A 23,970-nucleotide genomic window follows, 5' to 3' on the forward strand; every position below is an offset into this window, starting at 1 on the left:
TGGTCCTGATCGGGCTGTGAGGCCCGATGGCCACGGTTATGTGGCTCTTTTACATCATCTTGCGACCGCGTGTCACCTCAATATCGAGTTCAGTGATCTTTTTTCTCAAGGTATTGCGGTTGATTCCTAGCAAATCGGCACATTTAGCCTGATTACCTGCGGTCGCAGACAGTGCGATTTCGATCAACGGTGCCTCGATCTCGCGCAGAATTCGCGCATAAAGGCCGGGAGGCGGTAGCATTGAGCCGTGTTGATCAAAATACCGCCGCAGATGACGCTCCACCGACGCGCCCAGTTTTTCGGTGTTGGCTTGCGCCCGCAAAGGTTCCGGATCGGGCTGTGCGCCCAGCACCTGTTCGGCCTCGATCTGGGTGATTTCCGGTGCGCGGCTGGTCAGCGCAAGTTGCCGCATTGCGTGTTCCAACTGCCGGACGTTGCCGGGCCATTGATAGTTGGCAAAGACTTTGGCCGCGCCTTCGGACAACGCGCGAGGCACGGTGTTGCCGCTTTCCGACCGTTCAAGGAAATGGGCGGCAAGCAGGCTGATGTCTTCGACCCGGTCGCGCAGCGCAGGCACGTGCAAAGTGGCACCCGACAGGCGGTAATATAGATCGCGACGCAAGGTGCCTGCCTTCATCGCGGCGGCCAGATCGGATTGACTGGTGGCCAGAAAACGCGGCGCATGATCACCGGGGGTGTCCATCATCCGCGCAATACGCGCTTGAATTTCCTCGGAAAAATCGCCGATCTCGTCGATCAGCAAGGTCCCGCCCCGCACCCGAGCCAACACGCGCGCTGGCCCTTCGATGTCTTGCAGATCGGCTGATGTAACCGTGACAAAGGGCAGATTGCGCCGGTCCGAAAAATCGTGAATTGCCTTGCCGATCAGCGATTTTCCGGTGCCGGATTCGCCCCAGATCAACACCGGCAAATCGGTGTTCATCACCCGTGCCACCACGCGGTACAGCGATTGCATCACAGGGGTGCGCCCGACCAAGGGCAAATCATCGCGGTCGCCCGCATCATTGGTTTGGACAGCCCTGCGCGGTGCCCCGTTACGTTCCAGCGCCCGCGCCGTGCGTTTCATCAGATCAGGCAAATCAAAGGGTTTGGGCAGGTAATCATAGGCCTCGGCCTCGGCGGCCTTGATCGCGGTCATGATGGTGTTTTGCGCCGAAATGACGATGACCGGCAAACCGGGGCGATCCTTGGCAATCTTTGGCAACATCTCAAGCCCGTTACCGTCGGGCATCACAACATCCGAGATCACCACATCGCCTTTGCCCTCTCCGACCCACCGCATGAGGGTCGTCAAGCTTGAGGTCGCATGCACCTTGCACCCCGCGCGGGTCAGAGCCTGCGTTAAAACGGTGCGGATTGTGCGGTCATCGTCGGCGACCAAAACTGTGCCATCCATTTTTAAGTCTCCTGTTCGGGTGCGAGGGTCGCCAGCATCGCCTTGTCGGCGCGTGGCAGGGAAATACGAAATACGGTTTTGCCGGGGACGGAGTTCACGGAAATCCAGCCGCCGTGGTCCGATATGATCTTGCTGACCAGCGCCAGCCCCAGTCCGGTGCCGTTCTCACGGCCCGACACAAACGGCTCGAACACATCATCCTGAATGGATTGTGGCAGCCCGGGACCATCATCAATCACCTCGATCTGGAGGGGCAGCGATTGGCCGGTACCATCGGCGCGGCGCATCCGAAAAGAATGTTCGTAAAAGCTGTGCAAACGAATGGTGCCGCCGGTCGTCCCTGCGGCCTCTGATGCATTTTTCACAAGGTTCAGAATGACTTGGAGCAGTTGATCCTTGTCTCCCAATGCCAGCGGCAAGGACGGATCATAGTCTTCGACGATGGTCATCCGCGCGCCAAAGCCCAGCAGCGCCGACCGGCGGGCGCGGTCCAGCACGTCATGCAGGTTAACGGCCCCCAGTTCGGGCGGCATCAGGTTGCCAAACTGTTCGACCTGTTCAAGCAGCTTCACGATCCGGCGCGATTCCGCGACGATCAAATCCGTCAGCTCAAGGTCTTCGGCGTTCAGGTTCATGCTCAGCAGTTGCGCGGCACCGGTGATGCCCGCCAGCGGATTCTTGATCTCGTGGGCCAGCATCTCGGCCATGCCAATCGCGGATTTCGCGGCGGATTTAACCTGATTGTTATGGCTCATCCTGCCCACAAATTCGCGCGGGGTGATCATCAGCAGCATATGGCCCGGCACACCGTTCAGCGGGGCCAGATGCAGGTCGGACAGCGCCGGAGGGCGTTGGCCACTGCCCACATCAACGTCATTCACAAACAACGGCGTGTCATGTTTACGTGCCCGGGCAAATGCCTCTTCCAAGGGCGCATTCACAGCAATCAGATCCCAGACGGGGGTCCCTTTGGCCGACTTGGCCGAGGTGTTCAAGAACCCTTCGGCGGCCGAGTTCAGATCGACGATTCTGTCATCCGGCCCGATCAGCACGGCCGGCACCGGCAGCGAATTAAACACCGCATCCATGTTCATCATGCTGCTTCCCTTGTGGGATGTGCGACCATGGCATCATCAATCAGACCGTGCACAGTTTGCGGGTCAGGTGCGGTCAGCACCGTGCGGCGCAGGTCGGTCGGGGTGCTGCAGGTGTCCATATACCAGCCCAAATGTTTGCGTGCGGCACGCAGACCAATGGTGGTGCCATAAAAGCGGATGATCTCTTCGTAGTGATCGGCGACCATGCGGGTGAAATCCGTCCCTTGCGGCACAACGGGTGCCGGCGTGCCATAAAGCTGATGCGCGATCTGCGCCAAAATCCACGGCTGGCCCTGCGATCCGCGCCCGACCATCACGCCGTCAGCACCGGATTGCTTCAGCGCCATCCGCGCGGTGTCACTGTCGACGATGTCCCCGTTGGCGATCACGGGGATCGACACGGCCTGTTTCACCTTGGCAATGGCGGCCCAATCGGCAGCCCCCTTATAGAACTGGCAGCGCGTGCGCCCGTGGATCGTGATCATCGTGATGCCCGCGTTTTCGGCGGCCGTGGCGATTTGCGGCGCGTTCAGCATCGCGTCATCCCAGCCAAGGCGGGTTTTCAGTGTCACCGGCACGGACACTGCGTTTACCACCGCCTCGATCAGGGTCAGCGCATAGTCCGGCGTGCGCATCAGGGCAGAACCGGAATAGCCTTGGGTGACCTTTTTGGCGGGACAGCCCATGTTGATGTCGATGACACGCGCGCCTTGTGCCTCGACCATGCGGGCGGCCTCGGCCAGCGGGGCGGCTTCGCGACCGGCAAGCTGCACGGCGGTGCCTTCGATTCCCAGACCCAGCTCGGCTTTCTCGCGGGTGCCGGGGCGTGCGTTAATCATATCTTCCGAGGCCACCATTTCAGATACCACCAGCCCTGCCCCGAACGAGGCGACCAGATTTCTGTATGGTAGGTCCGTAATCCCGGCCATGGGTGCAAGTAAAACAGGCGGGTTTAGGGAAAATGGCAGATCAGCAAGACCCAAACGATTAATCCTTGTGCATTTCCATTCGGTGTAGCGACAGCCTTGCCTGAACTCAAGAAAGCCGCCGCTATTATGGCATATATATGCGTGTATGTGCCTAATTTTTAAGCACAACGGCCAAGAGATTGCGCCGCAGCCCCGCTTTGCCTAAAAACACGCTATCAGATCAAGGGGCTGCCGATGTCATCACCGCCAAGAATTGCCGCCATTATTGTCGCTGCGGGTCGTGGCACCCGTGCGGGCGGTGCGATCCCCAAGCAGTGGCAGGACCTATGCGGCAAGCGGGTGATCGACCATACAGTTGCCGCGTTTCGGTATCACGACAGGATCGACACCATTGTTGTTGTCCTGAACGAGAGCGACATGGCGCAGGCCGAAGGGTTTCGAGCCCAAGGCTGTCTGATTGCCACAGGCGGTGCCGACCGCGCGACATCGGTGCGCAATGGTCTGGCGTTGCTCGACGGTTGCGATCAAGTGTTGATCCATGATGCGGCCCGGCCTTGTGTCCCTCGGGCGGTTATTGATGGTGTGCTGGATGCCTTGGCCGACGGTCCCGCCGCCGCACCCGGATTGCCGATCACCGATGCCCTATGGCTGGGCGAGGATGGCGACGTCGCAGGCACGCAGGACCGCGCAGCATTATATGCCGCACAAACGCCGCAAGGCTTTGCCACAGCGGCCATTCGCGCCGCCCATGCCGCGTTCGAGGGGACCGCAGCAGATGATGTTGAAGTGGCGCGCGCCGCTGGATTGCCCGTTGCCATCACCCCCGGCAGCGCCGATAACCTAAAGATAACCATGCCCGGTGATTTGACCCGGGCCGCACGTATATTGGAGAGCCAGATGGATATTCGCACCGGTAACGGCTTTGACGTACATGCATTTGGCCCCGGCGATCATGTGATGCTGTGTGGCGTGAAAATTGATCATGATCAGGGGCTTGTGGGCCATTCTGATGCCGATGTGGGCATGCATACCGTGACGGATGCAATATATGGCGCGCTTGCCATGGGCGATATCGGCCAGCATTTTCCGCCCTCTGACCTGCAGTGGAAGGGTGCCGCCAGCCATATCTTTTTGACCCATGCCGCCGATCTGGCGCGGTCCCACGGGTTCACCCTGACCCATGTCGATTGCACGCTGATCTGCGAACATCCCAAGGTCGGGCCCCACGCCGCCGCGATGCGTGATGTGATGGCGCTGTATCTGGGCATCGACGCGGATCGTGTGTCGGTCAAGGCGACCACATCGGAACGTTTGGGCTTTACCGGTCGCGGCGAAGGTATCGCCTGCATGGCCACAGCAACATTGGTGAAACTATGAAACTCGCGAAGCTGATCGGCACCGTTCTGGGCGTCGGATATATCCGCCCTGCCCCCGGTACATGGGGATCGTTGGTCGCCCTGCCATGGGCGTGGTTGTTGCATGTGATCGGCGGGTTCCCCTTACTGGTGATTGGCGTCATCGTGGCCTTTGCCGCCGGTTGGTGGGCGACCGCGAAAATGACCGCAGGCAGCACCGATCATGACCCGTCCGAAATTGTCATCGACGAGGTCGCAGGCCAGTGGATTGCCCTATTACCGCTAAGCTATGCGGCGTGGTCGATGGGGTTGAACATCCTCGTGATGTGGCCGGGCTGGATTGCTGCATTTGCCTTGTTCCGGCTGTTCGACATCTGGAAGCCGCTGCTGGTCGGATGGGCCGACCGGCGCGGTGACCCGCTTGGTGTGATGTTGGATGATGTGATTGCCGGTGTCTTTGCCCTGATCTGTGTGATCGGGTTGGCGGGACTGTATCATGGGGTTCTCTGACGCAGCTATCTTGCTGGAGCGTGCTGTTGCGCGTGGCGTGATGATCACCTGCGCAGAAAGCTGCACGGGCGGCATGGTCGCTGCGGCGCTGACAGATTTGCCCGGATCATCCGAGATGTTTGATCGGGGTTTTGTGACCTATACCAATGACGCCAAGATTGAATTGCTGGGCGTATTGCCCGCGACCCTAGATGCATTCGGTGCCGTATCCGAGGAAATCGCCCGCGAAATGGCGCAGGGTGCGCTGGCCGGATCGAATGCGCAAATCGCCGTGTCGATCACGGGCATCGCAGGCCCGGGCGGGTCCGAACACAAGCCCGAGGGGCGGGTGTGCTTTGCGCTGGCGACGGCCACCGCTGTGCACGCCGAGACGAAAGAGTTTGGTGCATTGGGCCGCGCAAATGTCCGTTTGGCAGCGCGAGATCATGCTTTGGGGCTGCTTTTAGGCGCAATTTCAAACTGATTATTAATTAGGCACGTACCGCAATATATAGCCCAACATTAAGGCGCTTGCATAAATGCACGATTAAATGGCGGTCCTGCCCTCTTTTTAACTTCCGTTGTGCGACCCCATCCGCTTTGCCACCCTCCAAGTTAATTAAATGGGGGAAATTTACCGATGAATGCTGCTGATACAGCCTGGATCATGACCGCGACGGCCTTGGTTCTGTTTATGACTTTGCCGGGGCTTGCGTTGTTCTATGGCGGGCTTGTGCGCAGCCGCAACGTGCTGAGCGTGTTCATGCATTGCTATGCCATCGCCTGCCTGATGAGCGTACTGTGGTTCTTTGTCGGCTATTCCATCGCTTTCGGGTCCGGCACATCGGGTTTCTGGGGCGGTTTGGATAAGCTGGGCCTTGGCGGTGTTACGGCTGACAGCCTGTCAGGCACCCTGCCCGAGATCCTGTTCTTTGCCTTTCAGATGACATTCGCGATCATCACGCCTGCGCTGATCGTCGGTGCCTATGTTGAACGTGTCGGCTTTGGTTTTGTCATGCTGTTTTCGGGGCTGTGGATGCTGATCTGTTACGCACCTGTTGTGCATTGGGTCTGGGGCGGTGGTTTCCTTGCCGATGGCGGCATCTTTGGCGATACGGGCGTACGCGATTTCGCAGGCGGTATTGTGGTGCATGAAACGGCTGGCCTTGCCGCGTTGATCATCGCGTTTTTCCTTGGGCCGCGTAAAAACCACAACACACCGCCGCATAACCCCGGCTATGTGATGATCGGTGCGGCGATGCTGTGGGTCGGTTGGTTCGGCTTTAACGGCGGTTCGCAACTGGCGGCTGACGGTGGTGCGGCCATGGCGATCACGGTTACGCATATTTCAGCCGCGACGGCATCGCTGTCCTGGGCGCTGTGGGAACGGATCAAATTTGGCAAATCATCGATGGTTGGCATCGTGACGGGTACAATCGCCGGTCTGGCGTCGATCACTCCTGCGTCCGGTTTCGTCGGCCCGTGGGAGGCCCTGATCATTGGTGCCGTCGCCGGTGTGCTGTGCCAAGAAGCTGTTGTGCTGATCCGCAACAAAGCCAAGATCGACGATACGCTCGACGTCTTTGCCGTACACGGTGTGGGCGGTATTTTCGGCACAATCATGATTGCGGCATTTGGCGCAGGTACTTGGGTCGCACAACTGGGGTCGCTGGCGATTGTGGGTATCTATACGACTGTCGTTACCGTCGCCCTGCTGTTCATCTGCAAAGCAATCACGCCGCTGCGTGTAAGTGAAGAAGACGAGATCACCGGTCTTGATCTGGCCGTCCACGGCGAGCGGGCCTACGAGCTGACCAGCTAAAACCTATCAGGGGCCTGCGGATCATTTCGATGCCCGCAGGCCCTTTATTTACCAATCAGGTCACTTTGCTGGCGGCGCGACCTGCGGCTTCTCCTGTGGCAAAGGCCGTGCCCATGACGCGGATTGACCCATAGGCCATATCGTCGGCCCCAATCAGACGGCCAGCATAGAAAAGGTTGTCCAGCCCCTTGGCCCGCAGACAATCCAGCGGGATATCGGCAAAACCGTCCCCACCAACCGAGTGATAGACCGGCTTTCCGGGTTCTGAATGATCCTCGATCGGCCAAGCGGCTTTTGCGACGCTGTCGCTGCGCTGGCGACCGGTGCGCAGATCCTCTGATGTCAGATCATAGCGTGCCGGGGGGTGGCGGCTTTCTCGGATGCCGATTTGTGGGCCGGTTGACGCCAGATAGGCATCGCGGAACCCTGGCACATGCGCCCGTAGGACATCGACGTAATCATGCGCAGCCCCGCGCGCTGCCTGTTCGGCGGTGGTAAAGCTTTCCGACGACAGATCGGTCATCGCGTGATCGAACATCATCCACCACATCTCGCCGGTGCGGGGCACTTCGGTGAATATCCCACCATCTGTGCGGGCCGAAGGGTATTTGCCCGTCCGGTTGTAAATCTCGAACCCTGCAATCACCGCATCGCGGTCGATGGGTACCGTGCGGTCCCGCCCGCCAATTCGAATGGGTGCGGATATCGCTTGCAGGTGGCCGCGGTCATTGCCGATCCGGCATTCGAGCCCCGCCAGCATGGCCAGATTTGCGTCGCCCGTGGCATCCACAAAGGCCTCTGCCGCGACCCGTCTGCGGCCTTCCATACCCGCGAGGGTAACCGACTGAATGCGATCCGCCGTGCGGGCAACGGCCGCCACGCGGGTGTGCAGCAGCACATGAACACCAGCCTTGATCAATACGCGGTCCAGCGCCAACTTAACGGCTTCGGGTTCCAGCAGGATGATCCAGTTCAACGTGGTAGGAGAACAGAACGGATCGCAGTCCAGCCCCAAGCTGCGCAGCTCGTCCAGAACAAGGTCAGCAATGCCACCTACCGCTTTGATCGGGGTTTCGCCTTGTTGAAAGAAACCGCAATACGCGAGCACATTTGACGTGGTCGCGGCACCGCCCAGAAAACCGTATTTCTCAACAAGGAGAACTTTGGCCCCTTCAAGGGCCGCCCCTAATGCAGCGCCGACACCGCCCGCGCCACCACCTGCGACGACAACGTCGTAATCGCATTCGGGTCTGCGGCTCATTCCCGCCACCCCAGCAGGCGACGCTCGATAAAGCCGATGACCGTGCTTAGGATGACACCGAGCAGCGACAGAATGACAACGCCTGCAAACAGACGCTCCAAATCATAAAGCGACCCGGCTTCGAGGATGTAAGCGCCGATGCCGTATTCGGCCCCCAGCATTTCAGCGGCAACCAACAAGATGATCGCAATGGCAAGCGAGATGCGCAGACCAGACAGGATACCAGGCATGGCACCGGGCAGCACAATTTTGCGGACGATGGAAAACCACGACAGGCCGAAACTTTGCCCCATACGGATCAAGGAACGGTCCACGTTGTCGACCGCGCCATAGGTGGCCACCACGGTGGGGGTGAACGTACCAAAGGCGATGAGCGCATATTTGCTGGCCTCGTCGATGCCGAACCAGATCACAAATAACGGTAACAGCGCGATTTTAGGGATTGGGAAAATTGCGGCGACCAGCGGGACAAGGCCCGCGCGGACATAGGAAAAGAGGCCGATCATAACGCCGGCACAGACACCCACGGTGGCCCCGATTGCAGCCCCAACGGCCAAGCGGCTGAGCGAGGGCAAGAGATGTTTGAACAACAGCCCGCTTTCCCACAGTTCTTTGAAAGTTGCCAGAACGTCGGATGGTTTTGGCAGCGTGAGGGCGGAAATCCAGCCGCTGCGCGTGCCTATTTCCATGATGGAAACCAGTACGACAAACACGGCCAACCCGACCCAACGCCGCGCCTTTGGTGCAAAGCCGCCGCCGCGAAACCGGACCTCGATAGGTTGGGTTTTGATTGTTGCATCAGACATTTAGCAATTCCTCATCAGCCGCGCGGGCTTCGTCACGCATCATATCCCAAAGGTGTTTCTGGATCTTCTCCAGCTCAGGATTACCGTGGCTGCGTTCTTCAAGCGGCATATCAATCTCAACCACTTCGTGGATTTCACCGGGGCGACGCGAAAGCACGGCGATGCGGTGGCCCAGACGTACGGCCTCGGCCAGATTGTGGGTCACATATGCGGCGGTAAAGGGCTGGCGGGTCCACAAGGCCACAAGATCATCCATCAGCAACTCGCGCGTCTGGCTATCAAGGGCGGACAGCGGTTCGTCCATCAACATCACCGCAGGTTTAACGGCCAGCGCGCGGGCAATGGCCACGCGTTGTTTCATGCCGCCGGACAATTGACGCGGCAAAGCATTGCTGAAATCGCTTAGCTTGGTGCGTGCCAGAACGTCAGAGATGATCGCGTCGGCAGCGGCCCCTTTGATACCATGGTCCTCAAGCACGAGGGAAATGTTCCCGTGCACGGTGCGCCACGGCAGCAGAGCGAAATCTTGAAACACATAGGTAAGCGGGTTCAGGCATCCCATAGGCGGTGTGCCAAGTTGTAGGACACGACCTTTTGTCGCGCGTTCCAGCCCGCCGATCAGGCGCAGCAGGGTCGATTTGCCACAGCCAGAAGGCCCGACAAAACAGACGATCTTGCCGGTCGGAATATCCAGCGAGATGTCGCGTAATACCTCTGTGCCGCCATAAGAGTGGCTGATCGCATCCAAGCGAATGTCCATAAAATTGCCCTTAGAAATGGAGTGACTGGCCGCGCGATTGGCGGCCAGTCATGGGGTTTGTCTTAGGCTTCGAACGTCTCGACGTAGCTGGTGTCGACAAACGTATCGAGCGTGATGTCACCGTCGATCAACCCCTCAGACTGGAACCAGCTTAGCTGATCCTGAACCGAAGCGATGTTCAGACGTGCGCCTTCGTTGATGCGCATGGTGCCGTTGATGATCGAGGGCGCTGCTTTGGCCCGCTCGCGGTCCGTGTAGACGTATTTATGGATCAGATCGACCATCTCGTTCACGCCGTCCTCGCCACCGGATTTGTCGATCATGGTCGAATTATAATCAGACGCGCCCTTGCTGAACGCCTTGAGGAAATCCGACGTCTGCTGGCGTTCGTCATTGGCGTTTTTCGCTGATGTGAACACGGTCGTGACCTGATAGTTCGGCAGATAATCAGAGATATTGCCGATGATATGCACCGCGCCGGACCCCGCCAGCGGCTTTGCGATATGGGGCACGATGGACCACGCATCAATCTGGCCCGATTTCAGCGCGCCAATGATGGCACCCACTTTTTGAAGCGGCGTAAAGGACACATCGACACCTTCGGCTTGCGCGACTTTCGACCCCATATAGTGGAACGAAGACCCGGCTGTTGAGATGCCGAATTTCTTGCCGCCAAGGCCCGCTGGCGATGTCAGCCCGGCTTTGAAAGCGGCGTCCGAGGCGAGGATCTTTTGACCGTCGATACCCGGCTCTTCGCTAAGTGCGCCGCCGATAACCTTGATCGCGCCCTTGTCCGCCAACGAGATCAAACCACCCGAGATTGCCGTCACAGCGTAATCGACATCACCCGATGCAATCGCGACCGCCATCGGTTGCGCCGCTTGGAAAAAGCGCAGCTCGACGTCAAGGCCGGCATCGGCGAAATAGGCGCGTTCGGCGGCGATGAAGCTCGCTGAATGTGATGTGAAGCGCAACGCGCCGACCACGACCTTTTTGTTTTGTGAAAGCGCTGGTGCTGCGAGGCCTGATGCCGCCGCGGCGCCGATCAGACCCATTGTCTGACGTCTGTTAAAAGTGACCATTGTTTCCTCCCTAAATGATCTGTTTTGTTTTTTTAGGCGCCCAAGTCGGCTCCTATTTCTTCTTCAAGTATCTGCAACGCGCGTTGCTCCTCGCGCGCGATGACAGCGGTTTGTAGCAATGCCCGACGTGATGCACGGGCGGCAAAGTCGATGCGCCCCTCGCGCAAAAGCGCCAAGCGAAAGCGACGGGACTGGCCATAAAACTGCGCGGCCATGTCCGTTAGTCTGGGCGATCCGCTGGCCGAAATCAGCGCCATGCTCAGATCGCGGCACGCCTCGTCCCACTCTAACGCGGTGACGTCATCGGGGTTATCCTGCACGACCGTGTCGGCGCGGCTAACGGCATGCAGTGCGGCAATCACACGGCCTTCCCAAGCCACATCGCCAAGCTCAAGCGAGCGTTTCAGGCCAAGCTTTTCAATCTCGAGCCGGACCAGCAAAATGTCACGCAGATCGTCCTCGGTCGCGGAGGTCACGCGGAACCCGCGTTGGCTGATGGCCTCGACCACCCCTTCGGAGGATAGAATCCGCAACGTCTCGCGCATTGAATGGTTCGACCCGCCATAAGACTGGCGCAAATCCGCGAGCTTTAGTTTCTGATCGGGGTGCAAAACGCCAAAAGAGATGTCGCGCCGGATCGCCGAGGCGAGCATTTCCACAACTGTATCGTCTTCCGATTTACGACCACCAAAAAGCACTTTGCCCACCATTCTAAAAAATGTTGGATATTATTGGGAATATTTACCACAATGAGTCAAGACAGTTTTTGGAAAGGCCCATGATGCGCATCACAGGAAAGACCCGGATTTTCCCGATCATCGGTAGCCCCGTCTCGACCGTTTTTTCACCGCCTGCGTTCAACATCGCGTTTCTGGAAAGGGGTTTGGACATTGTGATGGTGCCCATGGAAATCCCGGCCAAACAGGTGAACGGGTTTTGGGAACTGCTGCGCGGCAGCGCCAATTTGATCGGGTGCTCTGTCACCTATCCGCATAAACAGGCGGCTTTTGCGGCGATGGATGCCTGTACCCCGCGTGCTGCGCGGTTGGGGGCTGTGAACACGGTGCGCTGCGAAAACGGACAGCTGATCGGCGATGCGACAGACGGTTTGGCAATGTGCGCGGCCATCGATTTGACCGGCACCCCGATCAAGCATGGGGTCGCACATGTTCTGGGGGCGGGCGGCGGCGCGGGTATCGCGATCGTCGATGCGCTATGCGAGCGTGGCATCTCCGAACTGGTCCTTGGCGAAACCGATGAATTTCGCGCCCAGTCCGTCAGGGACCTTTTGGCGCAATTCTGGCCCGATGTGACCGTGTCAACATCCTCGAAACCCTCGGCAATCCTGATCAACGCGACCACACTTGGCAAATCGTCGGGTGATGCCATGCCGTTCGGCGCAGAAATGATCCGAAGCGCCGTGCTGGTTTGTGACGCCGTGACGCGCGACACCCCCACTGCACTGTGCGCGACCGCAAATGCCCACAACAAACCGACGGTGTCCGGTGATCAGATGGGCCAATGCCAGATAGACGTCCAGCTGGAGTTCGTGACGGGGTAACGGTTTGTTAGGCCGTTGGCCCATACAAGTCCGCTGCGCGCTTTTCAAAGGCGCGGACGACGCGCTGCATTGCCTCGTTGAACACAACGCCGATGATTTTTTGCAGCACAAGGTTCTTGAATTCGAAATCGACAAAGAAATGTACTTTGCAGGCACCCTGCCCCGCGTCCTCGAAATGCCAGTTGGATTTCATGAACTTGAACGGCCCGTCCAGATATTCGGTGTCGATCTTTTTGCTGTGCGGCCACAGCACCACGCGGCTGGTGAACCGTTCGCGGAACACTTTAAAACTGATCACCAGATCGGCGTCCATCACCTCGTGATCGCCTTTGTCGTCGCGGCTTTTGATGCGCGCGGCGGCGGTCCACGGCAAAAATTCGGGATATGACGCCACATCGGCCACCAGATCGTACATCTGTTGCGCAGTATAGGGCAGTTCGCGGGTCTCTGAATGGGTAGGCATTGATTTCCATCTGTCTAGAAGTTAGCCCTTATGAAATCTTAAATGCCCCTTTTTCAAGGTTAAACCCATGCCAACGCATCCTTATGTTATCGATGAAATGATCTCGGCCAAGTCGATTGCCGCACGGATCGAAACCTTGTGCCGCGAAATTCAGGCTGAGTTTCAGGGTACCGAGAAGCTGACCGTTGTGGGGTTGCTGCGCGGATCATTCGTGTTCATCGCCGATCTGGTACGGGAGCTGGACCTGCCGATCGAGGTCGATTTTCTAGAGGCGTCGAGCTATGGTGACGGCATGGAAAGCACCAGAGAAGTGCGCATTCTCAAGGACTTGCGCGGTGCAATTGAAGGGCGCGATGTGCTGGTGGTCGAAGATATCGTGGATACTGGCCACACCTTGCATCACGTGCGCAACTTGCTGATGTCGCGCGAACCAGCACGTCTGAAAACCATTGCGCTGCTGGATAAACCCAGCCGCCGTGAGGTCGACATGAAGGCCGATTGGATCGGCTTTGAAATACCGGATGAATTTGTTGTGGGCTACGGGATCGATTTTGCGCAAAGCGACCGCAACCTGCCCTATATCGGCAAGGTCCGCTTCACATGATGACCACGGTCTGGTTCATGCGCATGAAACGCTGGGCCCAAAACCCGCCGTCGCCACGGCGGGTCAAGTTCATCTTTGCAATCGTTCTGGTTGCCGCGATCATCTTTGGTCTGGAATACGCCGGCTATTGGCCGGAATGGTTAACGGCCAAACGTATCGGGCGCGGGTTCTAGCGGTTCGAACCTACCGCGCTGATAATTTGGCCAGACGGGCCGCGCGCAGCCGGGCAAAATCATCGCCCGCGTGATAGCTGGATCGGGTTAACGGTGTGGCCGATACCATCAAGAACCCTTTGCCAAACGCTGCCTTTTCGTAGGATGCGAATTCGTCCGGATGCACAAAGCGATCCACACGGTGATGTTTCGGCGTGGGTTGCAGATATTGACCGATGGTCAGGAAATCGATGTCGGCGGCGCGCATGTCTTCCATGACCTGAATGACCGATTGGCGGTCTTCGCCCAAGCCGACCATGATACCCGATTTGGTAAACATCGACGGGTCGAGTTCTTTGACCCGCTGCAACAGACGCAGGGAATGGAAATAGCGCGCGCCGGGGCGGACTTCGGGGTATAGGCCGGGCACGGTTTCCAGATTGTGGTTAAAGACGTCTGGCCGCGCTTCGACGACGGTCTCAAGCACAGACGGATCGCAGCGGATGAAATCGGGGGTCAGAATCTCGATCGTGGTGTCGGGCGACCGCTTGCGAATGGCGCGGATGGTTTGGGCGAAATGTTCGGCCCCGCCATCGTCAATATCGTCGCGGTCTACAGATGTGATAACAACGTGGTTCAGCCCCAGTTTGGCCACCGCGGCGGCGACGCGACCCGGTTCGAACGCATCCAATGCTTCTGGCGGTTTGCCAGTGGCAATGTTGCAGAATGTACAGGCGCGGGTGCAGACCTCGCCCATGATCATCATCGTCGCGTGACCCTGTGACCAGCATTCCCCCACATTGGGGCAGCCCGCTTCCTCGCAAACTGTTACCAGTTTGTTTTCGCGCATAATCTTGGCCGTATCTGCATAGCCCTGACCGCCGGGTGCCTTGACGCGAATCCAGCTTGGCTTTTTCGGCTGCGGATTGTCTGGGCGTTTGGCTTTCTCGGGGTGGCGCTGTTCGGGAATCTTAAGGTCGCGCATGATCAGGCTCCGTATGGCGGTTCGTTTGCAATGTAGTCGGTTCGCGCCCCACAGGAAAGGGGCACCGGGCGCATGGCGGGTTTTCTTGGTTGTGCCGTGCTTCCAAACCGTTAGGCATCGCAATTGGCAAGTCAGAAACGTACCCGCGCCGGCACGTTTTTTCTTCGCCAAACAGGCTATCGCCCCTATGGTTGTTTTCAGCTTAATTGTTACAGTAAAAAGGGAAGTTTAATGTCTGCACCGACGGAAATTCAGGATGTCTGTATTATTGGGTCCGGCCCCGCCGGGCTTCAGGCCGGCTATTATTTTGCGAAAAAGGGGCTGTCATTTACCATTCTTGAACGGTCGGACAAGATCAGCGCGTTTTTGCGAAACTTCCCGCGGCACCGTCAGTTTATTTCGATCAACAAGGTTCACACAGGGTTGAGCAACCCGGAAACCCGTCTGCGCCACGACTGGAATTCACTGCTGAACGACGAGGGGATTCTGTTCAAAGACTGGAGCCGTAAATATTTCCCCAGTGCAGATGATTTTATCAGTTATGCCGAAACATTTGCCAAGCCGCTGGCCGATCACATTATCTGCAATTCAGATGTTCAAAAAATCGAAAAATTCGAAGCTGGTTTTTTGATCACCTGTGCCGACGGGGCGACCCACCGCGCGGCCAATGTGATCGTGGCAACCGGGGTCAGCCAAGCGTGGGATCCCGGCATCAAAGGGTTCGAGCTGGCCGCGAACTATACCGAATTCGACCCCGACCCGGCGCTTTATGAAAACAAGCGTGTGTTGATCCTTGGCAAGGGGAATTCGGCCTTCGAGACTGCGGATTCATTGGTCGAATACGCCGCCAGCATCCACGTGATGAGCCCGAACCCGATCAAGTTCGCGTGGCAAACCCATTTTGTGGGTAACCTGCGTGCAGTAAACAATAATTTCCTTGATACCTATCAGTTGAAATCCCAAAATGCGGTCATCGACGCCAAGGCGATCGAGATATCGAAAGACGGCGACGTTTATACCGTGCGTGCTGAAATGACAGCGGCAGAGGGGCATGAAATCGTGCTGACCTACGATCATGTCATCGCCTGCACGGGGTTCCAGTTCGACAATTCGATCTTTGCGCCAGACATCCAGCCCGCCCTGCGCCATTTCGATAAATTCCCCGTCATGACCGGCGAATGGGAAAGCGAGAACGTCAAAGGGTTGTTCTTTGCCGGAACGATCATGCAGTCGTGCGATTATAAGAAAACCATGTCCGGGTTCATCCACGGCTTTCGCCACAATGTAAAAAGCCTGGCGGATCTGATCGTGGCACGGGTGCAGCAAACGGAATACCCGACGGTCAGCACCCCGTTGTCTGCATCAGATCTGGGCGACGCAATCATCCACCGGATCAGCACGGCATCGGGGATATTCCTTCAGCCCGGCTTTATGGCTGATCTGATTTTGCTGGATGGACCACAGGCGGGCAAAACCTATCACGATGTGCCCGTGTCCTGGACGCAAGACGCACCCTTCACCACGGGCCGTTTCCTGCAAGTCACGCTGGAATATGGGGATTTCGGTGCGGATGCATTGCATGTCAAACGTCAGAACAACATTTTTGGCAAAGAACCTGATGCGTTTATTCACCCCGTGATCCGGCTGGTGAGCGATGGAAAGGTCATGGACCAGATGCATATCGCCGATCATCTGGATGCCGACTGGCGCCCGCGTGACGCGCGCGATGGCGATCAGGGGACCGTTTTGCAGATGACATTCGCCGATGCCGGGGGCACGGTTGATCCGGCCGATGTCGCGCGCCGACAGCTCGACGCATTCTTGGCCCGTGTGGGTATCGCGACGGCCGGGCAACGGGCCGCCGCAGAATAAAGAAACGGCGCGGCAAATAACTGCCGCGCCGTCCCCACCCCGCCGTTTCGGTCTTAGGCTAGCCGATCATGGCGCTGCCCGGCCCCAGCGTTTCATCATAGTGTTTGCGCAGCCGCATCAATGCGATCCGCAACACGATTTTCCCCGACCGCGCTGACCACCCCAGCCGCTTTTCGGTCGTCTCCAACCCCTCCAGATAGCAGCAACAGCGCAAGACCACATCCGACAGCCCCGGTCCCAAATCCGCAAGCGCCGACCCGACCCGCGCACGTGCCGCCGACGGGGCACTGCCACTAAAGCTGGAGGTGGGCGCATCACCGCCGGGCGTCAGGAAACGGTCCCAGTTCTGTGTTGTCTTCTCGCCCATTTGGGCCAGTTCAAAGTCTTCTCTCAACCGTTCGCCCGCTTGCACCAAACGGTCTGACAGGAAATTCGTGCCATCCTTGTCGCGGCGCCGCGCAAGGGCCGCCAAGGGGCTTTCGGCCATGGTATAACGGGCGCGGCGCGACATGCGCGGGGTCTCATCCTCGTCTTGTTGATGGGTAAATTCCGCTTGGGCATCCGCAAACCCTTGGATGCTGCGTGGTTTTTCCTGCTGCAACATTTGCTCCAAGGCGGTGCGCCCCGCGGCAGTAATGAAATAACGGGTAATGCGCCCGCTGCCATTGGTGGCAATCCACCCTTTCAGGGCCATCGCCTGGGCAATGGGCCTGTCCACCACGGCGGTGCGGGTGCTGGTCCCACCTGCCCCGTCACGCACAACAACGGCTTTCTCCATCTCGGCAGCGACGGCCAGAACCGCGCCGGTTTCGCACAGGCGGCGCAAAATACGCCGGGCTTCGCAGGTCAGCGTTTCGTCATCCGGCACATCGGAGTCATTGGACTGTGTCATCTTAGGCCTTTCGATGTCTGTGGGCGCTTCGTTGCGGCTGGCGCGGCCCAGAGTTTCCAAAGCGTTATCAATCAACGGATCATCCCGCCGCGTTTCCAGTTTTCTGATCTGGCGCAAAATCGTCGATGCGTGGCAATCGGCAGAACGTGCCAAGGCACGGATCGGACGCCCCAATTCAACATGCGACAGATAGTGCCGCGCCTCTCTTGGCACCCATCCCGGAATCTTTGATCCCGCGAAAAGTGGTGGAGCTTGAGTGTTTGATAGACCTGTCATAGCGAATGTCCCTTTTTCTCCTGGGTGGCCGACTTATCCCCAGCTTTATCCACACAACCTACGGATGGACTGGTTACACGTTTGTTAAAATTCGACCGCTCCAGTCATCATTGTTTCTAATTCGTAAACAGCCGTAACCGGCCCGTTCGGAGGGATCAAAAGCGACGCAACGGATGAAAAATTCGTGGGATGGTTGGGCTCTCTCTGCGACAGCCGTGGAGAGGTTCAAACCTTTAAGGATCTGAAAACGTGCAAGATATTATCTCCCGTCTCAACACATTACACCGTCCATCCCTGCTCATGCGTGCGGCCCGCATCGGCGCAGAAAGCTATCGCCGGACCAGCCATTTGCGTCGCTTGCTTGGGTGCAGCGCCCTGCCGCGCAGTGGGCCCGCGTTAATGCATCTGATTGAAATCGAGGCAGAACTGAACGACCAAAGAAAAATGGCGGACGCAAGCTATTGCTTGGTCCGCCATGTCGAAGTGGTTATCGCTATGATCGGCGAGGCGCGCGTCTTGCGCAACAGCCCCGATCAGATCACATAAAGCTGTCTGGTTCCGCCGCTTTACGCTCTGCCACAAATGCGTCCAATGCCTCGCGGATCGCGGGGTCCATGGGGGGCTGGACATAGTCGCCCAACAGCTTTTCAACCCGCGCCGTCGCAAGGGTTTGGGTGTCCCGCGCCCCCTCATCCGACCAGGTTTCGAACGGTTTGTAATCCAACAGATCGGATTTCCAGAATGCCTGCTTAAAGTTGGCTTGCGTATGCGCACAGCCCAGATAGTGCCCGCCGGGCCCGACTTCGCGAATGGCGTCCATCGCTTGGGCGTTCTCGTCCATCTCAATGCCACGCGCCAGATGATGCAACGTGCCCAACTGGTCCGCATCCATGACGAATTTCTCGAATGAACTGACCAACCCACCTTCCAGCCAACCACATGCGTGCAGCATAAAGTTCACGCCGGACAGCAGGCCCATGTTCAGGCTGTTCGCTGTCTCGTAGGCGGCCTGCGCGTCGGGCAGTTTCGACCCGCAGAATGATCCCGACGACCGGAACGGCAGCTTCATCCGCCGCGCCAACTGCCCTGCGCCATAGGTGATATGCGCAGCCTCGGGCGTCCCAAATGTGGGCGCGCCCGAGTTCATATCGATCGACGTTACAAAGGCCCCGAAAATAACCGGCGCACCTTTACGGACCAACTGGGAATAAGCGATGCCCGCCATCACTTCAGCCAGGACCTGCGTCAGCGTACCGGCCACAGAGACCGGTGCCATCGCGCCACCCACAATAAAGGGCGAAATGATCGAGGCTTGGTTATTCTCAGCGAATACTTTCAGCGCACCCATCATGACATCGTCAAATGTCATGGGTGAGTTAATGTTGATCAACGATGTCATCACCGTGTTTTGCTGCACAAAATCGGCACCAAACAGGATGTTACACATATCTACCGAATCCTGCGCGCGGCTTGGCTCGGTCACGGACCCCATAAACGGTTTGTCGCTCAGGGTCATGTGGGCATGCAGCATGTCCAGATGGCGCTTGTTCACCGGCACGTCGGTCGGCTCGCAAACGGTGCCGCCGGAATGGTGCAACCACTTGGACATATAGCCCAGTTTCACGAATTTGTTGAAATCATCCATCGTGGCATAGCGGCGCCCCCCGGCGGCATCACGCACAAAGGGCGGTCCATATACAGGTGCCAACACCAGATTGCGGCCCCCGATTACAACATTACGGTCGGGATTGCGGGCATGCTGGGTGAATTCAGACGGGGCCGTCTTACACAATTCGCGCGCCAGCCCGCGTGGAATACGTACACGGTCGCCGGTCACTGTGGCCCCGGCGGCACGCCACAACTCCAACGCTTCGGGGTTGTCCGGGAAATTGACGCCGATTTCTTCCAGAACGATATCCGCGTTGCGCTCGATGATCTCTAACGATTCTTCGGTCAATATCTCGAAGTTCGGGATATTGCGCTCGATATACTTTGCAGTCTCAAAGGATACGGCCGACCGCTCCGCCCGCCGTGCGGCTCCACCGCCGCCACGCCCACGTCTTGCTGATTCCGCCATGTTATTTTCCTTTTCGCCAAATCTGCCGCCTAGCTACCCCATTCTTCGGGGCGGTTTCACGCGGATAACGGCTTTAGACGTCAAAAACCGACATTGTCCGCCTCTCTCCGCTTCTCTGGCTTAAAAATATCCCGGGGGTCTGGGGGCTGGCCCCCAGTCCTCTCTTGCCACGCGGGCCATCCGCCCATAATCAGTCTGCATGACAGATATCTCCCATGACCGCCTTCTCATCATCGACTTCGGCAGCCAGGTCACCCAGCTGATCGCCCGCCGTTTGCGTGAACTCAATGTGTTTTGCGAAATTCATCCGTTCAACACGGTGGATGACGCCTTCCTCAAGGAATTTGATCCCAAAGCGGTGATCTTCTCCGGCGGGCCGTCTTCGGTGTTTGCCGAAGGCGCACCAATGCCGCCGCAATCGGTGTTCGATCTGGGCGTGCCGATCCTAGGCATTTGCTATGGCCAGCAGGTGATGATGCATTGCCTCGGCGGCAAGGTAGAGCGCGGCCATGGCACTGCGGAATTCGGCCGTGCCTTTGTTACGCCCACTGCGGCAAAGCTTGATCTGCTCGAGGGTTGGTTCACCACAGAGCGTGAACAGGTCTGGATGAGCCACGGTGACCACGTCAGCGCCATCGCCCCCGGCTTTGAGGTCTACGGCACCTCGCCCAACGCACCCTTTGCCATTACCGGTGACGCGTCGCGTCATTTCTACGCCGTGCAATTCCACCCCGAGGTGCACCACACCCCGAACGGGGCCAAACTGTACGAGAATTTTGTCAAACTGGCAGGGTTCAAGGGCGACTGGACCATGCGCGCCTACCGCGAGGAAGCCATTGCCGCGATTCGCGAACAGGTCGGCGACGCCAAGGTGATCTGCGGTTTGTCGGGCGGTGTTGATTCGTCCGTTGCCGCCGTGCTGATCCACGAGGCCATCGGCGACCAGCTGACCTGCGTCTTTGTCGACCACGGGTTGCTGCGCAAAGGCGAATCCGAAGAAGTCGTGAAAATGTTCCGCGACAATTATAACATGCCGCTGATCCACGCGGACGAACAGGAACTGTTCCTGGGCGAATTGGACGGGGTTTCCGACCCTGAAACCAAACGCAAGATCATCGGCAAGCTGTTCATCGACGTGTTCCAGAAACACGCGACCGCCGTGGGCGATGCCAAGTTTCTGGCCCAAGGGACGCTGTACCCTGATGTGATCGAATCTGTCTCCTTTTCGGGCGGGCCTTCTGTCACCATTAAATCCCACCACAATGTCGGCGGTTTGCCGGAAAAGATGGGTCTGAAACTGGTCGAACCCCTGCGCGAGCTGTTCAAGGACGAGGTCCGCGCCTTGGGCCGTGAATTGGGTCTGCCCACCAGCTTTATCGGGCGTCACCCGTTTCCCGGTCCCGGTCTGGCCATTCGTTGCCCCGGTGAGATTACCCGCGAGAAACTGGCGATCCTGCGCGAGGCAGATGCTGTTTATATCGATCAAATTCGTAAGCATAATCTGTATGACGAAATCTGGCAGGCCTTTGTGGCGATCCTACCCGTGCGCACCGTCGGTGTGATGGGCGACGGGCGCACCTATGATTTTGCCTGCGCCTTGCGTGCGGTGACGTCTGTTGATGGCATGACAGCGGATTACTATCCGTTCACACATGATTTCCTTGGTGAAACGGCAACACGTATCATCAACGAAGTTCCGGGCATTAACCGGGTCACTTATGACATCACATCCAAACCTCCCGGCACGATTGAATGGGAATAATGACCAAAAGAGTTTCTTTGCCTTCGGCGAGGATTTTAGTCCATTTGGAAAATAGACTGTGAGCCCAACATTCAAGGCAGCGCTTTGGATGATTGGGTCGATCAGTTCGTTCTCAGCGATGGCCGTCGCTGGGCGCGAACTGTCCGGTATCTACGATACTTTCGAGATTATGATGTACCGCTCTGCGGTTGGGGTTCTGGTGGTTGTGACGCTGGCCTTTGCCACAGGCGCTTGGCGGCAGATCAACACGCGTAACTTGGGGCTTCAGATCGGGCGCAATCTGGCGCATTTCACCGGCCAGAACCTGTGGTTCTATGCGGTGACGGTAATTCCGCTGGCGCAGGTTTTCGCGCTAGAGTTTACGTCGCCCTTGTGGGTGATCGTACTTTCCCCGCTGATATTGGGGGAAAAACTGACCAAGATCAGGGCCTTGGCCGCGGTCATGGGATTTGTCGGGATTTTGATTGTGGCGCGGCCCACGGTCGCGGGGATTAACGCGGGTGTGATTACGGCGGCGTCTTCGGCGATTTTCTTTGCCTTTACGATCATGCTGACGAAACGTTTGACCCGCACGCAGACCATCACCACGATCCTGTTTTATCTGACCGTGACACAGCTGGTGTTCGGGCTGGTTATGGCCGGGTATGACGGCGATATCGCGCTGCCTGACGGGGACCACGGCCCGCTTTTGCTGGTGATCGGGATCGCCGGGCTGGTGGCGCATTATTGTCTGACAAACGCGTTGTCGATTGCCCCTGCGACTGTCGTGGTGCCGATTGATTTCATCCGTCTGCCGGTAATCGCGATCATCGGTATGCTGGTTTATGCCGAAGCATTGGATATCTGGGTTTTCGTCGGCGCGGCTATCATATTCGCCGGTAATTACATCAATCTGTGGTTTGAGACGCATAAATCTGCGTAACCTTAACATTGCATTTAGTTGACGCAAGGTCATGCAAGGTTGACCTTGGGTCTTTCTTGACGGTGTCACTGCCTTGCCCTTCTAAATCGTAAAACCGCGCGCTCCACCGGGAGCCGGTTTTGACCTTGGGAGGGGTTACAATAATGAAAAAGTTGATTGCAATTGCAATGCTCGCCGGCGGTGCGACCGGGGTTCAGGCGGGGGGCCTTGATCGATCGAACCAGGACGTTGGTATCATCTTTGAAAGCGGCAACCGCTTTGAGCTGAGTTTCGGTCAGATATCGCCAAGCATTGATGGGACAGATGTGCGCAGTGGTGGCCAGACGACCGGTAATATTGCCAAAGATTTCAACATCCTCAGTGGTGCCTTGCGCTATGAACTGTCCGACCAATGGTCGTTGGGTTTGGTTGTTGATGAACCGTTTGGATCGGACATCGCGTTCCCCGTGATCGCGACATCGCCATCCTATGGCGGCACACAGGCCACCGTGGAAACCGTCGCGGTGACCGCATTGGCCCGTTACAAATTCAACGATGCCTTCAGTGTTCATGGTGGCTTGCGCTATCAAGAGCTGAAAGCGTCGGTCACCCTGAGCGGTGCCGGCTACGGCGGTCTCAGCGGCTATCGGGGTGACTTTGCCTCGGATGGGGCTGTTGGCTATGTTGTCGGTGCGGCGTTTGAAAAGCCCGAGATCGCGTTGCGCGTTGCGCTGACGTATAACTCGAAAATCTCGCACCATGTTTCGACGACTGAAACCCTAAATGGGGCTGCGGTTACGGCGGGGCCAAGCGATACATTGGTCGAGACACCTGAAAGCTTGAACTTGGAATTCCAGACCGGCGTCGCAAAAGACACCTTGGTATTCGGGTCGGTTCGCTATGCGCGCCATAGTGGCACCTATGTGTCGCCGACCTTTTTCAACGCCCAGACAGGCGGCGGCAACCTGACCGACATCGAGGATTCGACCGATTATGAAATCGGTATCGGGCGCCGTATCAACGATCAGTGGTCGGGATCCGTGGCAATCGGGTATCAAGACGAACAGGGCGATGATCTTGTGTCCCCCCTGTCACCGACAGACGGCGCAACATATGTGTCGGTTGGCGCAAAATACCAAGCGACAGAGCAGTTGGATGTGTCGGTTGGTGTGCGCTATACCAAGCTGGGTGATGCGCGTGCCGCCACTAGCGGGGTAGCCCAAGCACCCTTCGCAGATAACTCAGCCGTGTCTGTGGGCGTCAAAATCGGTTACAATTTCTAATATCGCTGATTGCGTGTAGAACGGGCCCGTCGCAAAACTGCGGCGGGCTTTTGCGTTTTGGGGGTCATGGGGTGGCTAGTCTATCGGCAAGGCATTTGATAGTTAACGCAAAACGCTTGATCCA

The 23,970-nt window shown here is 57.8% G+C and carries 24 protein-coding genes; 12 read left to right on the forward strand and 12 right to left on the reverse strand.

From position 1 onward, the window contains the following. Nucleotides 1-49: 49 nt before the first annotated feature. From KZZ06_RS03130 to dusB, 3 genes are read right to left on the reverse strand one after another with little or no spacing between them, the layout of a single operon-like run. Nucleotides 50-1,417: a response regulator gene (locus KZZ06_RS03130; protein WP_219578547.1), complete on the reverse strand. Its 1,368-nt coding sequence runs from the start codon at nucleotides 1,415-1,417 to the stop codon at nucleotides 50-52. 2 nt (nucleotides 1,418-1,419) lie between these two features. Then, a complete protein-coding gene (locus tag KZZ06_RS03135) occupies nucleotides 1,420-2,514 on the reverse strand; it encodes a nitrogen regulation protein NR(II) (protein ID WP_219578548.1) in 1,095 nt (364 codons plus the stop codon). Beyond that, nucleotides 2,511-3,497, reverse strand: a complete 987-nt coding sequence (gene dusB / locus KZZ06_RS03140; RefSeq protein WP_219578549.1) for a tRNA dihydrouridine synthase DusB — start codon at nucleotides 3,495-3,497, stop codon at nucleotides 2,511-2,513. Before dusB ends, KZZ06_RS03135 begins: the two co-directional genes overlap by 4 nt. Before the next feature lie 180 nt (nucleotides 3,498-3,677). Between dusB and KZZ06_RS03145 the strand changes: the two genes are divergently transcribed. From KZZ06_RS03145 to KZZ06_RS03160, 4 genes are all read left to right on the forward strand, one after another. Continuing rightward, complete coding sequence (locus tag KZZ06_RS03145) at nucleotides 3,678-4,820, forward strand: bifunctional 2-C-methyl-D-erythritol 4-phosphate cytidylyltransferase/2-C-methyl-D-erythritol 2,4-cyclodiphosphate synthase (protein ID WP_219578550.1); 1,143 nt, start codon at nucleotides 3,678-3,680, stop codon at nucleotides 4,818-4,820. Next, complete coding sequence (locus KZZ06_RS03150; RefSeq protein ID WP_219578551.1) at nucleotides 4,817-5,308, forward strand: phosphatidylglycerophosphatase A; 492 nt, start codon at nucleotides 4,817-4,819, stop codon at nucleotides 5,306-5,308. Before KZZ06_RS03145 ends, KZZ06_RS03150 begins: the two co-directional genes overlap by 4 nt. Continuing rightward, nucleotides 5,295-5,771: a CinA family protein gene (locus KZZ06_RS03155; protein ID WP_219578552.1), complete on the forward strand. Its 477-nt coding sequence runs from the start codon at nucleotides 5,295-5,297 to the stop codon at nucleotides 5,769-5,771. Before KZZ06_RS03150 ends, KZZ06_RS03155 begins: the two co-directional genes overlap by 14 nt. 156 nt (nucleotides 5,772-5,927) lie before the next feature. Next, the gene (locus tag KZZ06_RS03160) at nucleotides 5,928-7,109 is read left to right on the forward strand and encodes an ammonium transporter (RefSeq protein WP_219578553.1); all 1,182 of its coding nucleotides are present in this window, start codon (nucleotides 5,928-5,930) and stop codon (nucleotides 7,107-7,109) included. 55 nt (nucleotides 7,110-7,164) lie between these two features. Here the strand turns inward: KZZ06_RS03160 and KZZ06_RS03165 are convergent, their stop codons facing one another. The 5 genes from KZZ06_RS03165 to KZZ06_RS03185 all read right to left on the reverse strand — a co-directional run bounded on the left by KZZ06_RS03165 (nucleotide 7,165) and on the right by KZZ06_RS03185 (nucleotide 11,716). After that, complete coding sequence (locus KZZ06_RS03165; RefSeq protein WP_219578554.1) at nucleotides 7,165-8,370, reverse strand: FAD-dependent oxidoreductase; 1,206 nt, start codon at nucleotides 8,368-8,370, stop codon at nucleotides 7,165-7,167. Then, the gene (locus tag KZZ06_RS03170) at nucleotides 8,367-9,176 is read right to left on the reverse strand and encodes an ABC transporter permease (protein WP_219578555.1); all 810 of its coding nucleotides are present in this window, start codon (nucleotides 9,174-9,176) and stop codon (nucleotides 8,367-8,369) included. The genes KZZ06_RS03165 and KZZ06_RS03170 overlap by 4 nt, the downstream gene beginning before the upstream one ends. Beyond that, complete coding sequence (locus tag KZZ06_RS03175) at nucleotides 9,169-9,936, reverse strand: ABC transporter ATP-binding protein (RefSeq protein WP_219578556.1); 768 nt, start codon at nucleotides 9,934-9,936, stop codon at nucleotides 9,169-9,171. Before KZZ06_RS03175 ends, KZZ06_RS03170 begins: the two co-directional genes overlap by 8 nt. A 62-nt stretch (nucleotides 9,937-9,998) precedes the next feature. Next, complete coding sequence (locus KZZ06_RS03180) at nucleotides 9,999-11,018, reverse strand: ABC transporter substrate-binding protein (RefSeq protein WP_219578557.1); 1,020 nt, start codon at nucleotides 11,016-11,018, stop codon at nucleotides 9,999-10,001. A gap of 32 nt (nucleotides 11,019-11,050) precedes the next feature. After that, nucleotides 11,051-11,716 carry a GntR family transcriptional regulator gene (locus KZZ06_RS03185; RefSeq protein ID WP_219578558.1) on the reverse strand — a complete coding sequence of 222 codons (666 nt, stop codon included), beginning with the start codon at nucleotides 11,714-11,716 and terminating at the stop codon, nucleotides 11,051-11,053. A gap of 80 nt (nucleotides 11,717-11,796) precedes the next feature. On the opposite strand from KZZ06_RS03185, the gene KZZ06_RS03190 reads away from it, so the two are divergent. Beyond that, the gene (locus KZZ06_RS03190) at nucleotides 11,797-12,579 is read left to right on the forward strand and encodes a shikimate dehydrogenase (RefSeq protein WP_219578559.1); all 783 of its coding nucleotides are present in this window, start codon (nucleotides 11,797-11,799) and stop codon (nucleotides 12,577-12,579) included. Nucleotides 12,580-12,586: 7 nt separating this feature from the next. Here KZZ06_RS03190 and KZZ06_RS03195 read toward each other — a convergent pair whose 3' ends face one another. After that, nucleotides 12,587-13,042 (reverse strand): type II toxin-antitoxin system RatA family toxin, encoded by a 456-nt coding sequence (locus KZZ06_RS03195; RefSeq protein WP_219578560.1) that lies wholly within the window; start codon nucleotides 13,040-13,042, stop codon nucleotides 12,587-12,589. 67 nt (nucleotides 13,043-13,109) lie between these two features. Here KZZ06_RS03195 and hpt point away from each other — a divergent pair, with 67 nt between their 5' ends. Then, nucleotides 13,110-13,646 carry a hypoxanthine phosphoribosyltransferase gene (gene hpt, locus KZZ06_RS03200; RefSeq protein ID WP_219578561.1) on the forward strand — a complete coding sequence of 179 codons (537 nt, stop codon included), beginning with the start codon at nucleotides 13,110-13,112 and terminating at the stop codon, nucleotides 13,644-13,646. Beyond that, nucleotides 13,643-13,819, forward strand: a complete 177-nt coding sequence (locus KZZ06_RS03205) for a hypothetical protein (protein ID WP_219578661.1) — start codon at nucleotides 13,643-13,645, stop codon at nucleotides 13,817-13,819. Before hpt ends, KZZ06_RS03205 begins: the two co-directional genes overlap by 4 nt. Before the next feature lie 10 nt (nucleotides 13,820-13,829). Here KZZ06_RS03205 and lipA read toward each other — a convergent pair whose 3' ends face one another. Then, nucleotides 13,830-14,783: a lipoyl synthase gene (lipA, locus tag KZZ06_RS03210; protein ID WP_219578562.1), complete on the reverse strand. Its 954-nt coding sequence runs from the start codon at nucleotides 14,781-14,783 to the stop codon at nucleotides 13,830-13,832. 231 nt (nucleotides 14,784-15,014) lie between these two features. On the opposite strand from lipA, the gene KZZ06_RS03215 reads away from it, so the two are divergent. Continuing rightward, nucleotides 15,015-16,655 (forward strand): NAD(P)-binding domain-containing protein, encoded by a 1,641-nt coding sequence (locus KZZ06_RS03215; RefSeq protein WP_219578563.1) that lies wholly within the window; start codon nucleotides 15,015-15,017, stop codon nucleotides 16,653-16,655. A 58-nt stretch (nucleotides 16,656-16,713) separates the two neighbouring features. On the opposite strand, the gene KZZ06_RS03220 is transcribed toward KZZ06_RS03215, so the two are convergent. Continuing rightward, entirely contained in the window at nucleotides 16,714-17,823 is a 1,110-nt protein-coding gene (locus KZZ06_RS03220; protein WP_219578564.1) for a DUF6456 domain-containing protein, read from the reverse strand. 249 nt (nucleotides 17,824-18,072) lie between these two features. On the opposite strand from KZZ06_RS03220, the gene KZZ06_RS03225 reads away from it, so the two are divergent. Then, nucleotides 18,073-18,369: a DUF6477 family protein gene (locus KZZ06_RS03225; protein ID WP_219578565.1), complete on the forward strand. Its 297-nt coding sequence runs from the start codon at nucleotides 18,073-18,075 to the stop codon at nucleotides 18,367-18,369. Here KZZ06_RS03225 and KZZ06_RS03230 read toward each other — a convergent pair. After that, nucleotides 18,362-19,900 carry a trimethylamine methyltransferase family protein gene (locus KZZ06_RS03230; protein ID WP_219578566.1) on the reverse strand — a complete coding sequence of 513 codons (1,539 nt, stop codon included), beginning with the start codon at nucleotides 19,898-19,900 and terminating at the stop codon, nucleotides 18,362-18,364. The two genes, KZZ06_RS03225 and KZZ06_RS03230, sit on opposite strands and share 8 nt — an antisense overlap. A gap of 199 nt (nucleotides 19,901-20,099) precedes the next feature. Between KZZ06_RS03230 and guaA the strand changes: the two genes are divergently transcribed. From guaA to KZZ06_RS03245, 3 genes are all read left to right on the forward strand, one after another. Next, nucleotides 20,100-21,662, forward strand: a complete 1,563-nt coding sequence (gene guaA / locus KZZ06_RS03235; RefSeq protein ID WP_219578567.1) for a glutamine-hydrolyzing GMP synthase — start codon at nucleotides 20,100-20,102, stop codon at nucleotides 21,660-21,662. Between the two features lie 58 nt (nucleotides 21,663-21,720). Next, the gene (locus KZZ06_RS03240; protein ID WP_308339993.1) at nucleotides 21,721-22,584 is read left to right on the forward strand and encodes a DMT family transporter; all 864 of its coding nucleotides are present in this window, start codon (nucleotides 21,721-21,723) and stop codon (nucleotides 22,582-22,584) included. 143 nt (nucleotides 22,585-22,727) lie between these two features. Beyond that, entirely contained in the window at nucleotides 22,728-23,846 is a 1,119-nt protein-coding gene (locus tag KZZ06_RS03245) for an OmpP1/FadL family transporter (RefSeq protein WP_219578568.1), read from the forward strand. The last annotated feature ends 124 nt before the right edge of the window (nucleotides 23,847-23,970 follow it).

It is taken from the genome of Sulfitobacter sp. CW3, from assembly GCF_019392245.1.
Taxonomy (GTDB): domain Bacteria; phylum Pseudomonadota; class Alphaproteobacteria; order Rhodobacterales; family Rhodobacteraceae; genus Sulfitobacter.

Coding starts and splice junctions, on each gene's coding strand:
- KZZ06_RS03130 (WP_219578547.1), bottom strand. CDS start 1,417: ATGGATGGCACAGTTTTGGTCGCCGACGATGACCGCACAATCCGCACC.
- KZZ06_RS03135 (WP_219578548.1), bottom strand. CDS start 2,514: ATGATGAACATGGATGCGGTGTTTAATTCGCTGCCGGTGCCGGCCGTG.
- KZZ06_RS03145 (WP_219578550.1), top strand. CDS start 3,678: ATGTCATCACCGCCAAGAATTGCCGCCATTATTGTCGCTGCGGGTCGT.
- KZZ06_RS03150 (WP_219578551.1), top strand. CDS start 4,817: ATGAAACTCGCGAAGCTGATCGGCACCGTTCTGGGCGTCGGATATATC.
- KZZ06_RS03155 (WP_219578552.1), top strand. CDS start 5,295: ATGGGGTTCTCTGACGCAGCTATCTTGCTGGAGCGTGCTGTTGCGCGT.
- KZZ06_RS03160 (WP_219578553.1), top strand. CDS start 5,928: ATGAATGCTGCTGATACAGCCTGGATCATGACCGCGACGGCCTTGGTT.
- KZZ06_RS03165 (WP_219578554.1), bottom strand. CDS start 8,370: ATGAGCCGCAGACCCGAATGCGATTACGACGTTGTCGTCGCAGGTGGT.
- KZZ06_RS03170 (WP_219578555.1), bottom strand. CDS start 9,176: ATGTCTGATGCAACAATCAAAACCCAACCTATCGAGGTCCGGTTTCGC.
- KZZ06_RS03175 (WP_219578556.1), bottom strand. CDS start 9,936: ATGGACATTCGCTTGGATGCGATCAGCCACTCTTATGGCGGCACAGAG.
- KZZ06_RS03180 (WP_219578557.1), bottom strand. CDS start 11,018: ATGGTCACTTTTAACAGACGTCAGACAATGGGTCTGATCGGCGCCGCG.
- KZZ06_RS03190 (WP_219578559.1), top strand. CDS start 11,797: ATGATGCGCATCACAGGAAAGACCCGGATTTTCCCGATCATCGGTAGC.
- KZZ06_RS03195 (WP_219578560.1), bottom strand. CDS start 13,042: ATGCCTACCCATTCAGAGACCCGCGAACTGCCCTATACTGCGCAACAG.
- hpt (WP_219578561.1), top strand. CDS start 13,110: ATGCCAACGCATCCTTATGTTATCGATGAAATGATCTCGGCCAAGTCG.
- KZZ06_RS03205 (WP_219578661.1), top strand. CDS start 13,643: ATGATGACCACGGTCTGGTTCATGCGCATGAAACGCTGGGCCCAAAAC.
- lipA (WP_219578562.1), bottom strand. CDS start 14,783: ATGCGCGACCTTAAGATTCCCGAACAGCGCCACCCCGAGAAAGCCAAA.
- KZZ06_RS03215 (WP_219578563.1), top strand. CDS start 15,015: ATGTCTGCACCGACGGAAATTCAGGATGTCTGTATTATTGGGTCCGGC.
- KZZ06_RS03220 (WP_219578564.1), bottom strand. CDS start 17,823: ATGACAGGTCTATCAAACACTCAAGCTCCACCACTTTTCGCGGGATCA.
- KZZ06_RS03230 (WP_219578566.1), bottom strand. CDS start 19,900: ATGGCGGAATCAGCAAGACGTGGGCGTGGCGGCGGTGGAGCCGCACGG.
- guaA (WP_219578567.1), top strand. CDS start 20,100: ATGACAGATATCTCCCATGACCGCCTTCTCATCATCGACTTCGGCAGC.
- KZZ06_RS03245 (WP_219578568.1), top strand. CDS start 22,728: ATGAAAAAGTTGATTGCAATTGCAATGCTCGCCGGCGGTGCGACCGGG.